This window comes from Corynebacterium mendelii, from assembly GCF_017307055.1.
Taxonomy (GTDB): domain Bacteria; phylum Actinomycetota; class Actinomycetes; order Mycobacteriales; family Mycobacteriaceae; genus Corynebacterium; species Corynebacterium mendelii.
Genome location: NZ_JAFLEQ010000005.1, coordinates 1 through 16,714, shown reverse-complemented (window position 1 = coordinate 16,714; position 16,714 = coordinate 1). Strand labels below are relative to the sequence as shown.

General features: G+C 64.4%; 15 protein-coding genes. 10 read left to right on the top strand and 5 right to left on the bottom strand.

What is annotated here, in order from left to right; all coding sequences use genetic code 11:
- Positions 1 to 9: 9 nt before the first annotated feature.
- The 9 genes from hisH (at position 10) to pyk (ending at position 9,183) form a co-directional block, all read left to right on the top strand.
- On the top strand, positions 10 to 651 hold the full coding sequence (hisH, locus tag JZY06_RS03050; protein ID WP_207118353.1) for an imidazole glycerol phosphate synthase subunit HisH: 642 nt from the start codon (positions 10 to 12) through the stop codon (positions 649 to 651).
- An 80-nt stretch (positions 652 to 731) separates the two neighbouring features.
- Positions 732 to 1,469 carry a bifunctional 1-(5-phosphoribosyl)-5-((5-phosphoribosylamino)methylideneamino)imidazole-4-carboxamide isomerase/phosphoribosylanthranilate isomerase PriA gene (gene priA, locus JZY06_RS03045; protein WP_207118352.1) on the top strand — a complete coding sequence of 246 codons (738 nt, stop codon included), beginning with the start codon at positions 732 to 734 and terminating at the stop codon, positions 1,467 to 1,469.
- 104 nt (positions 1,470 to 1,573) lie between these two features.
- Positions 1,574 to 2,389, top strand: coding sequence for an inositol monophosphatase family protein (locus JZY06_RS03040; protein ID WP_207118351.1), 816 nt, complete (start codon positions 1,574 to 1,576; stop codon positions 2,387 to 2,389).
- Positions 2,390 to 2,822: 433 nt separating this feature from the next.
- Positions 2,823 to 3,599, top strand: coding sequence for an imidazole glycerol phosphate synthase subunit HisF (hisF, locus tag JZY06_RS03035; protein ID WP_207118350.1), 777 nt, complete (start codon positions 2,823 to 2,825; stop codon positions 3,597 to 3,599).
- Positions 3,596 to 4,006 carry a phosphoribosyl-AMP cyclohydrolase gene (gene hisI, locus JZY06_RS03030; protein ID WP_207118349.1) on the top strand — a complete coding sequence of 137 codons (411 nt, stop codon included), beginning with the start codon at positions 3,596 to 3,598 and terminating at the stop codon, positions 4,004 to 4,006. Before hisF ends, hisI begins: the two co-directional genes overlap by 4 nt.
- Before the next feature lie 240 nt (positions 4,007 to 4,246).
- Positions 4,247 to 4,936: a TIGR02234 family membrane protein gene (locus JZY06_RS03025; RefSeq protein ID WP_207118348.1), complete on the top strand. Its 690-nt coding sequence runs from the start codon at positions 4,247 to 4,249 to the stop codon at positions 4,934 to 4,936.
- Positions 4,937 to 5,000: 64 nt separating this feature from the next.
- On the top strand, positions 5,001 to 5,858 hold the full coding sequence (trpC, locus tag JZY06_RS03020; protein ID WP_207118347.1) for an indole-3-glycerol phosphate synthase TrpC: 858 nt from the start codon (positions 5,001 to 5,003) through the stop codon (positions 5,856 to 5,858).
- A 510-nt stretch (positions 5,859 to 6,368) separates the two neighbouring features.
- Positions 6,369 to 7,346, top strand: a complete 978-nt coding sequence (gene lgt / locus JZY06_RS03015; protein ID WP_207118346.1) for a prolipoprotein diacylglyceryl transferase — start codon at positions 6,369 to 6,371, stop codon at positions 7,344 to 7,346.
- A gap of 268 nt (positions 7,347 to 7,614) precedes the next feature.
- Positions 7,615 to 9,183 (top strand): pyruvate kinase, encoded by a 1,569-nt coding sequence (gene pyk / locus JZY06_RS03010; protein WP_207118345.1) that lies wholly within the window; start codon positions 7,615 to 7,617, stop codon positions 9,181 to 9,183.
- A 251-nt stretch (positions 9,184 to 9,434) separates the two neighbouring features.
- On the opposite strand, the gene JZY06_RS03005 is transcribed toward pyk, so the two are convergent.
- The 4 genes from JZY06_RS03005 to JZY06_RS02990 form a co-directional block, all read right to left on the bottom strand.
- Positions 9,435 to 10,187, bottom strand: a complete 753-nt coding sequence (locus JZY06_RS03005; RefSeq protein WP_207118344.1) for a hypothetical protein — start codon at positions 10,185 to 10,187, stop codon at positions 9,435 to 9,437.
- Positions 10,188 to 10,472: 285 nt separating this feature from the next.
- Positions 10,473 to 11,732, bottom strand: coding sequence for an amidohydrolase (locus tag JZY06_RS03000; RefSeq protein ID WP_207118343.1), 1,260 nt, complete (start codon positions 11,730 to 11,732; stop codon positions 10,473 to 10,475).
- Between the two features lie 330 nt (positions 11,733 to 12,062).
- Positions 12,063 to 13,433 (bottom strand): nucleobase:cation symporter-2 family protein, encoded by a 1,371-nt coding sequence (locus JZY06_RS02995; protein ID WP_207118342.1) that lies wholly within the window; start codon positions 13,431 to 13,433, stop codon positions 12,063 to 12,065.
- Positions 13,434 to 14,269: 836 nt separating this feature from the next.
- A complete protein-coding gene (locus JZY06_RS02990) occupies positions 14,270 to 14,773 on the bottom strand; it encodes a type IIL restriction-modification enzyme MmeI (RefSeq protein ID WP_207118341.1) in 504 nt (167 codons plus the stop codon).
- 177 nt (positions 14,774 to 14,950) lie between these two features.
- Between JZY06_RS02990 and JZY06_RS02985 the strand changes: the two genes are divergently transcribed.
- On the top strand, positions 14,951 to 15,649 hold the full coding sequence (locus JZY06_RS02985; RefSeq protein ID WP_207118340.1) for a metal-dependent transcriptional regulator: 699 nt from the start codon (positions 14,951 to 14,953) through the stop codon (positions 15,647 to 15,649).
- A gap of 70 nt (positions 15,650 to 15,719) precedes the next feature.
- Here JZY06_RS02985 and JZY06_RS02980 read toward each other — a convergent pair whose 3' ends face one another.
- Positions 15,720 to 16,229, bottom strand: coding sequence for a flavin reductase family protein (locus JZY06_RS02980; RefSeq protein WP_207118339.1), 510 nt, complete (start codon positions 16,227 to 16,229; stop codon positions 15,720 to 15,722).
- Positions 16,230 to 16,714 lie beyond the last annotated feature (485 nt).

The following is a 16,714-nucleotide window of genomic DNA, read 5'->3' as shown; positions in this document are numbered from 1 at the left end:
TGATCATCCATGACCTGTTCAGTGGCTTTGCTCGACTACGGTTCCGGTAATCTGCGCTCGGCGCACCGGGCGCTGGAACGCACCGGGGCGCGGGTGACGGTGACCCGGGATCCCGATCAGGTGCTCGACGCCGACGGCCTGGTGGTTCCCGGTGTCGGTGCTTTCGCCGCCTGTATGCGGCAGCTGAAAGCCATCAACGGTGACCGCATGATCGGCCAGCGGCTGGCCGGCGGCCGGCCGGTGCTGGGGATCTGCGTCGGCATGCAGATTCTCTTCGACGCCGGAAACGAGCACGGCGACTACGCCGAGGGCTGCGGCCAATGGCCCGGCATGGTGGAGCAACTGGACTGTGCCCGGCTGCCGCACATGGGCTGGAACACGGTCGACCAGCCGGACCACAGTGTGATGTTCACCGGAATAGACCCACGGGAACGCTTCTATTTCGTGCACTCCTACGGGGTGCGGGAATGGGAATTCGACCACCAGGCCGACACCGCCGCCCCGCAGGTGGCGTGGGCCACCCACGGCGGCGACCGTTTTATCGCCGCCATCGACAACGGGGCACTGTGGGCCACCCAGTTCCATCCGGAAAAATCCGGCGACACCGGCGCGAAGCTGCTGCGCAACTGGGTCGATACCCTCAGCCGCTAACACAGGCCGGCCGCTGTGCGGCGACCGTGGCGCGGGCAACCGCCGTGGCACCGGTGGGGTCTGCGCTAAAATCAGTGACCATGACTTTCACGATTCTTCCGGCAGTCGATGTCGTCAACGGACAGGCGGTGCGCCTGACCAAAGGTGAGGCCGGCAGCGAAAAAACCTACGGCACCCCGCTGGATGCGGCCCGCGCCTGGCAGGACCAGGGCGCCGAGTGGCTGCATTTTGTTGACCTGGATGCTGCTTTCGGCCGCGGATCCAACCATGAGCTGATGGCGGGCATTGTCGCGGAACTGGATCTGAACGTCGAGCTGACCGGTGGTATCCGGGACGATGACTCATTGCGGCGCGCCCTGGACAGCGGGGCGGCGAGAGTCAATATCGGCACAGCCGCCCTGACCAATCCCGCCTGGACGGAAAAAATCATCGGCGAGTGGGGCGACAAGGTTGCCATCGGCCTGGATGTGAAACTCATCGACGGGGTGTGGCGAGCCCGCGGCAACGGCTGGACCACCGATGGCGGGGATGTGTGGGAGGTCCTGGAGCGCCTCGACCAGGCGGGGGTGTCCCGGCTGGTGGTCACCGATGTGGGCCGTGACGGCACCCTGGAAGGCCCCAATATCGAGCTTTTGCGGGATGTCGCCGCCGCCACCGACGCGCCGGTGACAGCCTCCGGGGGAGTGGCCGTACTCGACGATGTCACCGCCCTTGCCGCCTACAGCGGGGAAGGCATTGATTCGGTCATTGTCGGCAAAGCGCTCTACGAAAACCGTTTCACCCTGCCCGAGGCCCTGGCCGCGGTCGAAGGCAGGTAGCGGCGTCCTGCCTCCTTGGCAACACCGGTCGACAGCACCTGTGGCGGTAGGCTGGTGGCGGGAAGAAATCGGCGGCATATCCGGCAAGGGCGGTGGCACACGGCATGGACGGAATCGGCGGACAAGAGCAGCTCGACCGGGCGCTGGCGGCGGCCGCTGACGCGGTCGCCGGGGTGGCGGGGCTGTTCATGGACGGGCTGGGTACCGCCCTGGGCCGGATGAAAGCCGGCGGCGGCATTGTCACCGAAGTCGATCTGGCCATCGAACGCACCTTGCGTACCCGCCTTGCATCAGCCACCGGCTGGCCGGTCTTCGGTGAGGAAACCGGCGGGACGGTGGACACCGGCCCGGTGTGGGTGGTCGACCCGATCGACGGCACCAGCAACTTCGCCGCCGGAAATCCCATGTGCGCCACCCTGGTCAGTCTGCTTCACCGGGGCCAACCGGTGGTTGCGGTGGTGGCGGCCCCGGCACTCGGCCACACCTGGACCGCCGTTGCCGGCGGACCCGTGACCGACAACAGCGTGCCGCTCGGCCCACCGGCCACCACCACCACCACCATCACCCCGACTGTCGGTTTCGGCTCCATTGTGTCGCCGGATGATGCGGCCCTGTCGACCGGGGAGCGGCAGCGGATTCTGGGGGAACTGGCCGCTGACCACCCGTCGCTGCGGGTCACCGGTTCCGTCGGCCTTGATCTGGCTTTCACCGCTGCCGGTATTTTCGGTGCCGCCGTCACCTTCAGCCCGCATGTGTGGGACAACGCCGCCGGTGTTCTGCTGGCCCGCAGCGCGGGGCTGGCGGTCACCGATCTGCTGGGCCGGCCGTGGACACCGCACGCCATGGGGGTGGTTGCGGGAAACCCGCTGCTTCACAGCCGTATTACCGATAGAATCAGCAGTGCCCGGTTCGCCAGGTGACTGACGCTCCTCCTTGGCCAAGGAGACACGGCAACGGTACGAAGTGTGAAAACCAAGCCACACTGCGCCACTAGTCCACCGGCAGCCGGGCTTCGCCGTGCCCGCAGCAGGCTCATGCGTGCAGGCCAGTGGGGGTGCCGACCGGATCCTCTGGAGCCGGGGACCGGCCACGCACAATTTATCGGCCGTATCCGCCGTGGGCTGGCGCCCGGGGGAGACGACGCATCCCCGTCAGCTGTGGCGCTGTCGGCTAACATGAACCGGTGATCGCACAGTCGCCGTCGGGCGCCGGGCCGGGACAGGGTTTGCGCCCGGGTGGACTGTGCCGGACACCGGGGAGGGTTTCCCCGGTGTCTCGCCCATGGCTGACCGTTCGGAGACGTCGAAGATACGGGTTCGCCGGAAATTTTTTTACAGAAATGAGTGATCTGAAGTGGCTGTCGCGGTACGTGTCATCCCCTGCCTGGACGTTGATGATGGCCGGGTGGTCAAAGGGGTCAACTTTCAAGGACTCAAAGACGCCGGGGACCCGGTGGAGCTGGCCGCCCGCTACGACCGGGAAGGCGCCGACGAGCTGACGTTTCTGGACGTGACAGCCTCCTCGTCGGGGCGGGGCACCATGCTTGATGTGGTGCATGCCACCGCAGGTGAGGTGTTTATTCCGCTGACTGTCGGCGGCGGGGTGCGTACCTGCGACGATGTCGACCAGCTGCTGCGGGCCGGTGCGGACAAAGTGTCGGTCAACACCGCCGCGATCGCCAACCCGCAGATTCTCGCCGAGATGGCCAACCGTTTCGGCAGCCAGTGCATCGTGCTCTCGGTCGATGCCCGCCGGGTGCCCGCCGGGGAGAAACCGCAGCCCTCCGGTTTCGAGGTCACCACCCACGGCGGTAGGCGTTCCGCCGGAATCGATGCTTTGTGGTGGGCTGCGGAAGGCCAGCGGCTGGGAGTGGGGGAGATTCTGCTCAACTCCATGGATGCCGACGGCACCAAGCAGGGTTTTGATCTTGAGCTGCTGGAAAAAATCCGCACCCGGGTCACCGTGCCGGTGATCGCCTCCGGGGGAGCGGGCGCCCCCGCCGATTTCCCGCCGGCCATTGACGCCGGTGCCGACGCGGTGCTGGCCGCCAGTATCTTCCACTTCGGTGAAGTGTCCATAGCAGAGGTCAAAGACGCTATCGCCGGGGCCGGATACGAGGTGCGCCGATGACTACCAGCCACACCCCCCCGGCCGGCCGGCCGGAGGACGCGGTTCTTGATGCGGGGATTAAAAACCGCGTCAGTTTCAACGCCGACGGACTGGTCCCGGCGGTGGTGCAGGACGCCACCACCGGCCGGGTGCTGATGATGGCGTGGATGAATGACCGGGCGCTGGCCTACACCCTGGCCACCCGGCGGGGCACCTACTGGTCCAGATCCCGCAAAGAGTACTGGATCAAGGGCGCCACCAGCGGCCATGTGCAGCAGGTTGTCTCCGCCGAACTGGACTGTGACGGTGATACCGTGCTGCTGACGGTCAACCAGACCGGCGGCGCCTGCCACACCGGGGCGCAGTCCTGTTTCGATTCCCTGTCACTGCTGCCACCGCCCGGCACCCCCGCGGCCGGCCGGGACTAGACAGCCATCGCCGTTTCACTGTCCCCACAGACACCACGGTCCCACGGACACCGCCGCCCCCGCGCCCACAGTGACTGCGGGGGGATAGTTGCCCTGTCTGGGATGTGCCCTGTGGGACACTAGGCCCGGTGGGCGACAACCTGTGGTGTTTCCCACCCCATTCCCGGGAGCTTTTTTCCGGGGGGAAGATTATTTTTCCCCTTGTTTTTTCCAACCCCCGCCCCAAGGAGCGTGATCGGCGTGGCCGCCGCACCCAGACACCGTCCCACCGTGCTCTCGTCGTCTCTGCTGGCGGTCGCTGCGGCGGGCCTGTGGGTTTCGAGCAGGATGAGCTGGGTGGGGGTGACAGCCGACGACGACAAACTCGGGGCACTGACCCGCAGCATTGACGGCGCGACCTGGGCGACGGAAACAACCATTGTCGCCATTGTTCTCGCCGCCGCGGTGGTTGCCGTGCTGGTGCTGCGGGGAGTGTCCCAGCAGCTGATTGCGCTGGTGACAGTGGCTGCGGCGGTGCTCGCCGGAATCCGTCCCGCCGCGCTGATGACCTCCCCGGTCGATACTGAACGCGCCCGGCAGCTGCTGGTCACCGGCGCTGCCACCCAGAAATCGACTTCGCCGACGGGGCTGACACAGTGGGCGGACATCACCGGGGTGAGCCTGCAGGTCCAGGGGCCGCTGCTGGCTCTAGCCGCCCTGCTGCTGGCAGTGGTGGCAGGGCTTGTTGTCGCTGTGCGCCCGGGCCACGCCAGCCCGGCCAGTACCCGCTTTGACGCTGCGGCCACCCGGCGGGACAACCTGGAGGAGGATTTGTCCCGGGCGCCGGAATCGGAGCGTGTTCTCTGGGACGCCCTCGATAACGGCATCGACCCCACCGACACCACCGACGGCGCCGATACCACCGGCCCCACCCCCGGTCGGCAGGCCTAGCGCCAGCGACAAAGCGGGGGGCCGATTTCACCGGGGCAGCACTGGGCCGTTAATCTGTTGGTCGATGAGACATACGTCTGCTTTCCCGCGGCCGCGCGCCGGATTGGACCACACGGGCACCGTCTTCGACGAGATCATTGCCGGAGTCATCGAGGATGTGGCCCAGCGGGCCGCGCGCGTGCCTTTCCGTGAGATCAAGGCAAAAAGCTATGACGCGCCCGCCCCGCGGGATGCGATCGCGGCGCTGCGCGCCCCCGGGTGCGGGGTGATCGCCGAGATCAAACGCGCCACGCCCTGCAAGGGGGCCATCGCGCCGATCGACGCCCCGGAGAAACTGGCCGCCGAATTCGTCGCCGGCGGGGCACGGATGATCGGCTGCCAGACAGAACGCCGCCGCTTCAACGGCTCCCTGGAAGATATCCGCCGGGTCCGCCAGGCAGTGGATGTGCCGGTGATGTGCCGCGACTTTATTGTCGACCCCTACCAGATCCATGAGGCCCGCTACTACGGGGCCGATATGGTGCCGCTTTTGGTGGCCGCCCTGGACGACAACCGGCTGGCCGGGCTGGTGGAAAGAATCCAGCAGCTGGGCATGACCGCCCTGGTGGAAATCCAGACCCCGGAGGAAGCCTCCCGGGCCATTGGTGCCGGTGCCCGGGTGATCGGGGTCAACGCCAGGAATCTGCGCACCATGACCGTCAACCGCGGTATTTTCGGCGAAATCGCCCCCGGCCTGCCGCAGGGAACCATCAAAATCGCCCTATCCGGGGTGCGGACCACCGCCGATCTGATGGCCTACGCCGGATCGGGGGCGGACGCGGTTGTCATCGGTGAAAATCTGGTCACCAGCGACGAACCGGCGAGATTGTGCCGCACCCTGGTTGCCGCCGGACTGCACCCGGCCTGCCCGACCGCCCGCTAGGACAACCGCCCCTGTTGACTTTCGCCGGGGACGACAGACCACCATGGCCGGGCACCGGTGGGAGACCACACCCCCCGAACAGTGATGTCCCACCCCCGGTGAGCGCTGCCCACGGCCCGGCACGCCGGTTTACCACCGTGGTTGTTCCCGCCGGCCACCCGCCACCGCCCACCTTTGGCAAGGTTTTGCCGGACCCGGCCGACCGGGAAAATACTGCCGGTGTCGTCACCACCCGCCGCAACCGGTGGGTGGTGGGGTGCGCGGGCACCACGGTGCGGCATACTTGACCGGACACACCGGCTCCTACCGGTGTCCCCGCGCCGGGCTCCCCGTACCCACCGCAGGGCGGTGGCAGGTGTGTTTTTTCTTCCGCGGTCAGCCGGCGCTGCTTGCGTCTTTGGGCGCAAGCGCCCTTTGTTGGTAAAAGGGCAACCACCGGCCGGTTGGGCGGTGATGTACCTGTTCAGTTTTTTCCGAAACCCCCAACACCCGCCGGGTGTGTGAGATGCGATGACAACAACTTTTCTGGCCATGATCCCCTCCCCGCCGCAGGGCGTGTGGCATATAGGCCCGGTGCCCCTGCGGGCCTACGCCCTGTGCATCATCACCGGGGTGATCGCCGCGGCATTTGTCACCCGTGCCCGCTACGCCGCCCGTGGCGGCATGCCCGAGATCGTCATGGATGCGGTGATCATTGCCGTCCCGGCCGGCATTGTCGGCGGGCGGGCCTACCATGTCGCCACCGACCACCAGAAATATTTCTGCGACACCTGCCACCCGGTCGACGCGTTCAAAGTCACCAACGGTGGCCTGGGCATTATGGGTGCGGTGGCCCTTGGTGTGCTGTGCGTGTGGATCATGATGCGGGTGCGCAACCTTCCGCTGGCACCGCTGGCGGATGCCGCCGCCCCGGCGATTATTCTCGCGCAGGGTATCGGCCGGCTGGGCAACTGGTTCAACCAGGAACTCTACGGGCGGGAGACAACCGTGCCGTGGGGGCTGGAAATCTATCAGCGCATCACCGCCGACGGGCAGCTGTCCCAGATGTACGGCCACTCCACCGGGCAGGTCATCGCGGTGGTGCACCCGACATTCCTCTACGAACTGGTGTGGAACATCTGTGTCTGCGCGGTACTGATCCTCGTCGACAAACGTTTCACCCTCGGCCACGGCAGAGTATTCGCCCTGTATGTGGCGCTGTACGGGGTGGGACGGTTCTGGGTGGAGCTGATGCGGGCCGATCCGGCCACCCATGTCATGGGGCTGAGGATCAACACCATCACCTCCACCATCCTGGTCATTGCCGGATGCGCCCTGTTCATGCTGCTGAAAAAAGGCCGGGAACAACCCGACGAGGTCACCCCGCCGGAAGTCCGTGCCCGCCTCGAGGCCGCCCGCGCCACCCGGACCGGCAGCGCACCCGCCACCACCCCGAACGGCACCTCCGGTGGCACCACAGCTGCCTCCCCCACACCGCCGGGGCCGTAAAACCCGCCGCCGCCGTTGCCGCAGCTGCCCGGCAGGCTGTCGATCACGGCTGGGCGTGCCGGGGACCGGGAAGTGTGACCAAAAGCAACCTTGCGTATCGGACGTGAAGGATCTCCCGTTTCGTGCCCGATTATTTTTGATTGTGCCTGTTCAAGTGGGCTTCGGCGGCGGATTGTCGGGTGTCGGGCAGGTAAACAGCCGGTGCCAGGTGGTCCCGGCGCTGCGGTGACGTGGCACAAACAGCCGTTACCGGGCTAGATTGGGCCACGTGGATAGAAGAACCAAGATCGTATGTACTCTCGGGCCTGCCGTGGCCTCCAAGGACGCCATTGTCGAGCTGGTTGAATCCGGCATGGACGTGGCCCGCCTGAACTTCTCCCACGGCGACTACCCCGACCATGAACAAAACTACAAGTGGGTGCGTGAAGCCACCGACGAGACCGGCCACGCCGTCGGTATTCTCGCCGACCTGCAGGGACCGAAGATCCGTCTCGGCCGTTTCAAGGACGGTCCGACCACCTGGGAGACCGGGGAAGAAATCCGCATCACCGTCGACGAGTGCGAAGGCACCCACGACCGGGTGTCCACCACCTACAAGGGCCTGGCCAAAGACGCCCGTCCCGGTGACCGGCTGCTCGTCGATGACGGCAAAGTCGGCTTGATGTGCACCAAAGTCGAGGGCAACGACGTTGTCTGCGAGGTCACCGAAGGTGGTCCGGTCTCCAACAACAAGGGTGTGTCGCTGCCGGGGATGAACATCTCTGTTCCCGCACTCAGCGACAAAGACATCCGGGATTTGCGTTTCGCCCTGGAACTCGGTGTTGATTTCATTGCCCTGAGCTTCGTGCGCTCCCCGTCGGACATCGACCTGGTCCACGAAGTCATGGACGAGGTCGGCCGCCGGGTGCCGGTGATCGCGAAACTGGAAAAGCCCGAGGCCATTGATGCCCTCGAGTCGATCATCCTGGCTTTCGACGCGATTATGGTCGCCCGCGGTGACCTCGGCGTGGAAGTCCCGCTGGAAGATGTTCCGCTGGTGCAAAAACGCGCCATCCAGATCGCCCGTGAAAACGCCAAGCCGGTCATTGTGGCAACGCAGATGCTTGATTCGATGATCGAAAACTCCCGGCCCACCCGCGCCGAGGCCTCGGACGTGGCCAACGCCGTGCTCGACGGCGCGGATGCGGTGATGCTCTCGGGTGAGATTTCGGTCGGCAAATGGCCGCACACCACGGTGCGCACCATGGCCCGCATCGTCAAAACCGCCGAATCGATGGGCGGGGTTCCGCCGCTGTCGCATGTGCCGCGCACCAAACGTGGCGTGATCTCCTATTCGGCGCGCGATATCGCCGAGCGTCTCAACGCCCGCGCCCTGGTGGCTTTCACATCCTCCGGGGACACCGCCCGCCGTCTGGCGCGCCTGCGCTGCTCGCTGCCGCTTCTGGTGTTCACCCCCAACCCGGAGGTCCGCAGCCAGCTGGCGTTGACCTGGGGTGCGGAAACCTTCCTGTGCCCGCAGGTCGACAACACCGACGAGATGATGGGCCAGGTCAATGAGGCGCTGCGCAACATGGAGGAATACACCGACGAAGACCTGATGGTCGTGGTGGCCGGCACCCCGCCGGGAGATTCCGGAAACACCAATATGATCCGGGTTCACCGTCTGGGGGAAAAATTCCCCGGCGAATCCGACACCGACGAGTCGGCCCGGGGCGCAAAACCCTCCAGTGAGCAGATGGCCAAAGCACGGCGGGCCACCAAGCTGGAGCAGTCCAAGGTAGGACCCAGCCCGGTGAAGGGTAAAAGCTTCAGCAAATCGAAAAAGAACAACTCCTAGCGTGACCCCCACCGGATAACGGTGGATGTGCGCCGGGCGGGGAAAAGACAAGCCCCACCCGACCGGTCACGCCAGTGCCCGGGCCGGTTGACCGGCCCGGGTTTTTTCCTGCCCCTGTGCCTGTGACACACCGCCCCAGACAACACGAAGACCGGCTGCCGGCCCGTCCCGTCACCGGGGGATGGGGCCGACAGCCGGCAGCGCATCCTGCCCGGCTACAGCGGTGTCGCCGTCGCCGGGGCATGCCGCGGTCAGTCGTCGATGACACAGCTTTGCGACGGGCGGTCACCGCGGGTGACGGTGACGACGACATCGTCGACGGCGTCGCTGTTGACGGTGGTGTCGACAATATCCAGGGCGGTGACGCCCTTTTTCACGGTGATGGTTTTCTCGCCCGCCTTGCGGCCCTCACGCAGGTAGGTCACCGTCACCTCGTCGCGGGGAACACCCCGGTAGTGCACCACCGGGTGGTTGTTGTTTTCCCGGTATTCGGCCACCTCATCCAGGCATTCCCCGTCGTCGTCGGCGATGGTGAAGGGCGGGGTGTCGTGGATGGAGATCAGCTTGGATTTTTTGCCCTTGCTGTCGGTGGCGCCGCCAACTACTTCATCCTGCGGATCTTTCGACCAGGTGATCTCCGGGCTGGTGTCCTCCGCCGGTGCGGAAACGGGCGCCTCCTGCTGGACCAGCAGCTGCCCCTTCATCGCCTCGTTGATCGCCGACTGGGGGATCACGGCTACCGCGGTGGCCGTCACCGTCACGGTGGTGGTGTTGCTGTCAGCACCCTTGCCGTCGGTCTGCCCCCGGTCGGTGTCCTCCAGCGGCAGCTCATAGGGTTCCTCGGTGGTCTCGGTGGTGGCGGCTGCGCCGACGGTGTCCGGGGCCAGCGCCGGGGTGATGCCGGTACGTTCATAGACATCAGTGCCGGTGGCGCATCCGGACAAAACAAGCAGGGTGGATGCGGCAACAGCGGCAGCCTTAAAACGGGTGGTCGGCTTCGGCACGGGGCCTCCTTAACAAGGGCACGGTCATGGACGGTTGTGGTGGCGGGCCACCGGGCCGCGGAAGCCGCGGCCGGGCAGAGAGATTTTTTAAAGACAAAACAGAAAAAACACTGCCGGTGGTGCACCCGGAGTCCGGCTTCGGCCGGTGCACCACTGGCCACGCTACCAGTCCCGGCACCGGGTGGGACCGGCGGTGGCGCGGCCGTGTCGGCTGTTCGTGCTGCAACCGGCTTTGGGACGGGGGCCTGCCGGGGCGGTGAGTGTTTTTCCGGTGAGTGTTTTGCTCTAGTGGCCGTGGGCCAGATACGTCAGGCTCGCCGCGGCCGCAGCCTTGGTGCAGGCCTGGATACCGGGGACGTAGCTGGGCAGGAAGGTTCCCATGTGGTTGACCGGGATGTCCCGGTCCAGCCGCCCGTGGGCTTCGGCGGTGTGCCATTGGGTGCGCGGGGTGACTCCGACAGTCCAAAACAGGTAGGGGACACCGAATGCCAGCGGAATGAACGGGAAATCTTCCGAGGCGGTCCAGCGTGTGGCGGTGACTGAATCATCGCCGAAGACTTTGTCGAAGGTGGCCCGCACCCGGGAAAACACCTGCGGATCATTGTTGGTGAGTTCCCCGTGGGCGAACCATTCGAAGTCGGGTTCTTTCTCGCAGCCGGAGGCCTGGCATTCGGCGCGCACCACCCGCTCAATGGACCGGTAGACCCGTTTTTTCAGCTCCTCATCGTAGAAGCGGCAGTTCAAGGTCAGTTTCGCTTCCCCGGGAATGGTGTTGTTGGAATGCCCCGATTCCAGGGTGCCCACCGACACCACGGCGAAATCCTCCGGGGACACCTCCCGGCCGACGATCGCCTGCAAACGGATGACGATCATCGCGGCAATAAACGTCGGGTCGATGGAGTTGTGCGGCATCGAGCCGTGGGCGCTGCGGCCGTGGATGGTGATCGTCAACGAGTCACAGGCCGCCAGAGCCGCCCCCGGCATGGTCATGACCTGACCGGAAGGACCGGGGACCACATGCTGGCCGAGACACACATCCGGTTTGGGGATGATTGCCGCCAATTTCCCGTCCACCATCGCCTGGGCGCCGGTGGAGTCTTCCTCGGCGGGCTGGAATAGGGCGATGAAGGTTCCCGACCAGTTCTCCCGCAGTGAATCCAGGATGGCGCACGCACCCAGCAGCGCGGTGGTGTGCATGTCATGGCCGCAGGCGTGCATGACGAATGTGGGGTTGCCGTCTTTGCCGTTCACCACTTTCTTCGAGGCGAACGGCGCCCCGGTTTGTTCTTTGACCGGCAGTCCGTCGAAGTCGGCCCGCATCAGCACCACCGGCCCGGGGCCGTTGTCGAAGACGGCGACCATACCGTGGCCGCCGATATCGCGGGTGACCGTGCAGTCGAAATCGGCCAGCTTCTGCGCGATCATCTCGGCGGTCTCGGCTTCCTGGCCGGACAGCTCCGGGTTTTTGTGCATGGCTTGGTAGAAGGATTCCTGGAAACCAAGGTCGGCGGTGGCGCCTGTCAAAAGCTCATCAATGGCGGCCATGATCGTGGGTGTTCACGGTCCTTTCGGGTTCGTTGACTGGGTGTTTAATCTCGTCCACCGGCCCGGCCCTTAGAAGAAGGAACCGAAGGAATTGTTTTTTAAAAAAAGCATGCCCGGTATCAGCCATGAACTATAACGAACATCGGTGCGTTTCAGCGCGCATCGGTCCTGCCGGAGGATGCATGCACCCCGGCCCGCCGCACGCTGGAAAAGCTCACACTCTGCGGACAAGCAACAACACCGGGCCGGGAACGAGAAGAAAAAACCGGCGGCCGCACACCCCGTGGGGCGACGGCCGCCGGACCAGATTCGTCTGCCGGGCGGGAAAACCTAGTCGTCGTCGGCGACCAGGCCGTCACGGTCTTTTTTGTACATGCTGGCGTCGGTGTAGTCGGGTTCCGCCTGTTTGCCGGAGTTGGCCGGAACATGTTTGCCGCCGAAGAAGAACAGGTTCAAACAGACCGCAGTGATCGCACCGGTGGTGATACCGGAGTTGAACATGGTGGTGAACCAGTCGGGGAACTGCTCGAACAAGCTCGGGTACATCACCGGCAGCAGACCGACGGTCAGTGACACGGCGATGACGATCAGCGAGTTTTCGTTCATGGTGATCTTCGACAGGGTTTTGATCCCGGAGGCGGCAATCATGCCGAACAGGGCGCCGGTGGCCCCGCCGAGCACCGGAGTCGGTACCGCGGCAATCACGGCCCCCAGCTTCGGCAGCAGACCCAGCACAATCAGAATCAAACCGCAGCCGGCCACCACGAACCGGGACCGTACCCGGCTCATCGCCAACAGCCCGATGTTCTGGGCGAAAGCGGTGTAGGGGAAGGTGTTGAACACCCCGCCGAGCATGGTGGAAAAACCGTCGGCCCGCAGCCCGTCGGCAATCTGTTTCGGGGTGGCTTTTTTGCCGACGATTTCGCCTGCGGCCAGGAAGTCACCGGTGGCCTCCACCAGGGTGACCAGTCCCACCAGCACCAGGGCGATCACCGCTGAGGGCGGAAATTCCGGCAGTCCGAAGTGGAAGGGGGTGGCCACGCCCACCCAGTTTTCCTCCGACACCCCGCTGAGATCGACCTTGCCCAAAAGTGCGCCGGCAATGGTGCCGACCAGCAGGCCGATCAATACCGAGGTCCGGGAAATGGCCGGCGGCGCCCAGCGTTCAACGACCAGCACCACAACCAGGGTGAACATGCCCAGGCCGATATTGCTCATGCTGCCGGCATCCTCGGCGTTGCCGCCGGCAATGTTCATCGCCGCCACCGGGATCAGCGACAGCCCGACGATGGTGATGAAGGTGCCGGTGACAAGCGGCGGGAACATCCACAGGATGCGGGCGAACACCGGTGCCATGAGCATCATGAACAATCCGCAGGCCAATACCGAGCCGTAGATGGCCGCCGGGCCGTAGTTGGTGCCGATGATGATCATCGGCGGTACCGCGGTGAAGGTGCAGCCCTGCACAATCGGCAGGCGGGAACCGAAGCGCAAAAAACCCACGCACTGCAAAATCGTGGCGATGCCGGCCACCAGCAGGTCGGCGGTAATCAGGTAGGGAAGATCGGATGGCTTCATCTGCCCGGCCTGGATCATGGCTCCGCCGAGTACCAGCGGCACCGCCACCGCCCCGGCGTACATGGCCAGCACATGCTGGAAGGCCATCGGCCAGAGCACATGGGGTTTGGGAATCTGGTCCACGGGATGGACTGTAGTGTCAACTGGTTTCGTCGGGGTGTCAGCCACCGCGGGCCACCGGTCCTTTCGGGTGGGAGGAAAAACGTGTGCGACAACAATGAAGAGGATAAAGACGACGCCCATCCGCACCGGGATGGAATCCGGTTGTTTTCCCGGAGGGGCAGCCGGACGATGAGCGGCGGTGCAAGGGCCGGATCGTCCCCAGTGAACATAGAACGAATCACCGGACTATAGGAACCTGTGGGGCCGGTTTGTGGCGATAATTACCTTTCTGTCCGCCATTAGGTATTGACGGTGCAGCCCCATGGTCAACCCCCGGAGGCTCCCCGATGAGCACCCTGCGCCCGACAAAGGTGGTCCCGGCAGCCGTTTTCAACAACACACCGCACCGGCACGGCGACTGTCCCGCCCCGCACGGGCCATCTCTTCCGACACCCTGCACTACCGACAGCCACGGCAAGTTGCTGAGCTGATCGACGGGGGGTGGTGTGAACGATGCTCCGCCGACTTTGAAGGTGATCACCCGATGGTGATCTTTTGCCGCCGGGCTGGTGGACCACATCTCCAGCTACATCGACAAGCCCAACAAGCCGGGCACCGGTGTCGGCGTGGCGCCGTCTCGAAAACCCGCACCGTTTGTTCTCTGGTGCTGGTCTGCTGACCCGGCGCAGTGCGCCTGCGGGTGAAAAAAATCCGGGCAGTGCACCGTAGGCTGTCCCCGCCCGAAAGTGGATTCCGGACGGGGACAGGTTGCGGTGAAAGACAGTGGTGGTGTGAAAAAAGCCGTGCCCCCACCTGGTGGCGGGGGCACGGCCTGTGGTTTGTCTCACCGGCAGGTGCTAGTCGTCTTCGTCGTCGTCCTCGGGTTCAATGAAAGCCAGGGCCATGAAGTCCTCGGCATGCTCGTGGAGCTTGTCGACGTCGATGGTTTCGGTTTCCGAGTCATCGGCCAGCGACAGCTTGCACACCCGGTGGAAGTCGGTGACGACCACCAGCGAGGGGTTGTCCGCCGACTCCGGGATCTCGACGAGGGTGGCGTTGAGGGCTTCCACCAGATCGCTGCCCGGTTCCACAGCCCGGCCCACCAGGCGCTTGGGCCACAAAACATCCAGTTCGTTGGCAGGGCCGGAAGAATTGTAGGACTCGGCTTCGGCGGTGGCTTTCTGCATATCGGCCGGGTCCACGTTGTACGCGGTCAACAGACCAGTGAAGAACTGCCGGCGGTCAATCTCGTCGATCTCGTCGCCACCGGCGACTGCGTCGGCACGGCCGGACCACAGCTCACCGAAATCGATGAGTTTGATGGCTGCCGCTTCTTTGTCGGTCGTGTAGTCGTTGCTCATGGCTCCACAGTGTACCGACAAATAGTCCCCCCGCAAATACCCCCATTGTCCAGCCCCCGGTACAGCGTGTAACCCCAGTGTGCCGGCCGGTTGTGAGGGCGGCGCGCCCGGCGGGCCGGTGAACCGGTGCGGGGACGGCGTGGTTGGTTTGTTTGATGGGTCACTATGTTTAAACCCATGAGGTTAGAGGATTTGACTGACAGTGCCCAGAACTATCTGAAGGCACTGTGGACACTGTCTGAATGGTCGGGGGGAACCGTCGCTCCCTCGGAGATGGCGCGGCATTTGAACCTGAAACCGTCCAGTGTGTCCGATCAAATCCGGCGCCTGACCAACCAGGGACTGGTCGACCATGCCCCGTACGGCTCGGTCAAACTCACCGATGAGGGCCGCAGCCTGGCGCTGATGATGGTCAGACGCCACCGGTTGGCCGAAACCTTTCTGCAGCAGATGCTCGGCTATACCTGGGATGAGGTTCATGAGGACGCTGATCTTCTGGAACACGCCATGACCGACCGCATGCTCAGCCGCATTGATTCGGTGCTCGGCCACCCCGACCGTGACCCCCACGGTGACCCGATTCCCGCGGCCGACGGCACGCTTCCCCCGGCCATCGTGCGCACCCTGACCGATGCCGAAAAAGGGGAATCCGTCCAATTGGTCCGGGTCCGTGACGGCGATCCGTCGATTCTGCGCCACCTGGAAAAACTCGGGGCAACCCCCGGCGAGATCGTCACCGTCGTTGATCCCGGTGAATCAGTCGGCGTGATGATCCTGTCATCGGCAAGCTCCGACAACCCCTTCCCGTTGTCCCGCGATATCGCCGACTACATCCGTATTGCCGGCGTAGTCGGCACTGTGGATCCCAGTCACTAGGAACCGTGTTGTACCGCGCCGTCGCCTCCGGCTGAAAGTGCCGGGGCCTCCCATCGGCCGGGCCGGTGGGCTAGCAGTCGCTGATGCGGGTGACTTTCCAGTAGGCCCGGTCGGAATGGACCAGCGGAAGTGCCGGGCTGTCACTGGCAGCCACCTCGTCGAGTTCGGCGAGAATCATCCGGGACTGGCCCACCGGAATGACCTGCCTGATGTGGCAGCGCATCCAACCGTTGACTCCGTCAATGAGCGGAAGCCCGTGATGGTCACGGTGGTTGACACCGGCGAAACGGTCAACACCACGGCGGGAAAACTGGCGGGCCAGATCATCCTGCTGATCACCGAGGGTGTGGATGATCGCCGAGCCATTGGCCTCAAGAACCGGCCACGACGATGACCCCGCCATTACCGAGAAGCTGACCACCGGCGGTTCAAGGCACACCGACGCCACCGATGAGGCGGTGAAACCGGCGGGTCGACCATCGTCGGCCCGGGTGGTGATGATGAAGACACCGCCGGCGGCTGCCCTGAACACCAGCCGCAGTCCCTCGCCGAGATCCAGTCCGGAAGCGACATTGTTCATTTTCTGCTCCTCGATAAAACCGTTGGTGACGCTAGCTACATCTACCGTTTGAGGTTACGCCAACCTTCATCCGTCTCGGTCCCAGCGAGTCGTGCCGGAGTAACCCACAGTTGATCCCAACCGGTGAACAAAACGTTAAACACACTCGAAAAAACCGCGCTATGCAGGCGATTTGCAAGCGCTAGTCAAGATGGCTAAGTTTTTCAGGGCAAGCGCGGCGGCCAACAACCGCCGACAACGCCGGGACGCTAACAGTCCCGAAAACACTCCGGTTTGACATGATTCAGACGGTGGGTGTAAGTTAGAAAAAGTCGCTGAAACAGCCACTGCAAAGTGGTATGACAGAGGCGCGTGATGTGTGAGAACTCGATAGTGTGCCAATGTACTTTTTTTCAAATGTTTGGCGTTTGAGATGAATGGTTTTTTAGGCTGTTTGTTGATGGCGTTATTGTTTGTTGTGTTTGTCTGGGTGTGGCGTGTGCCGG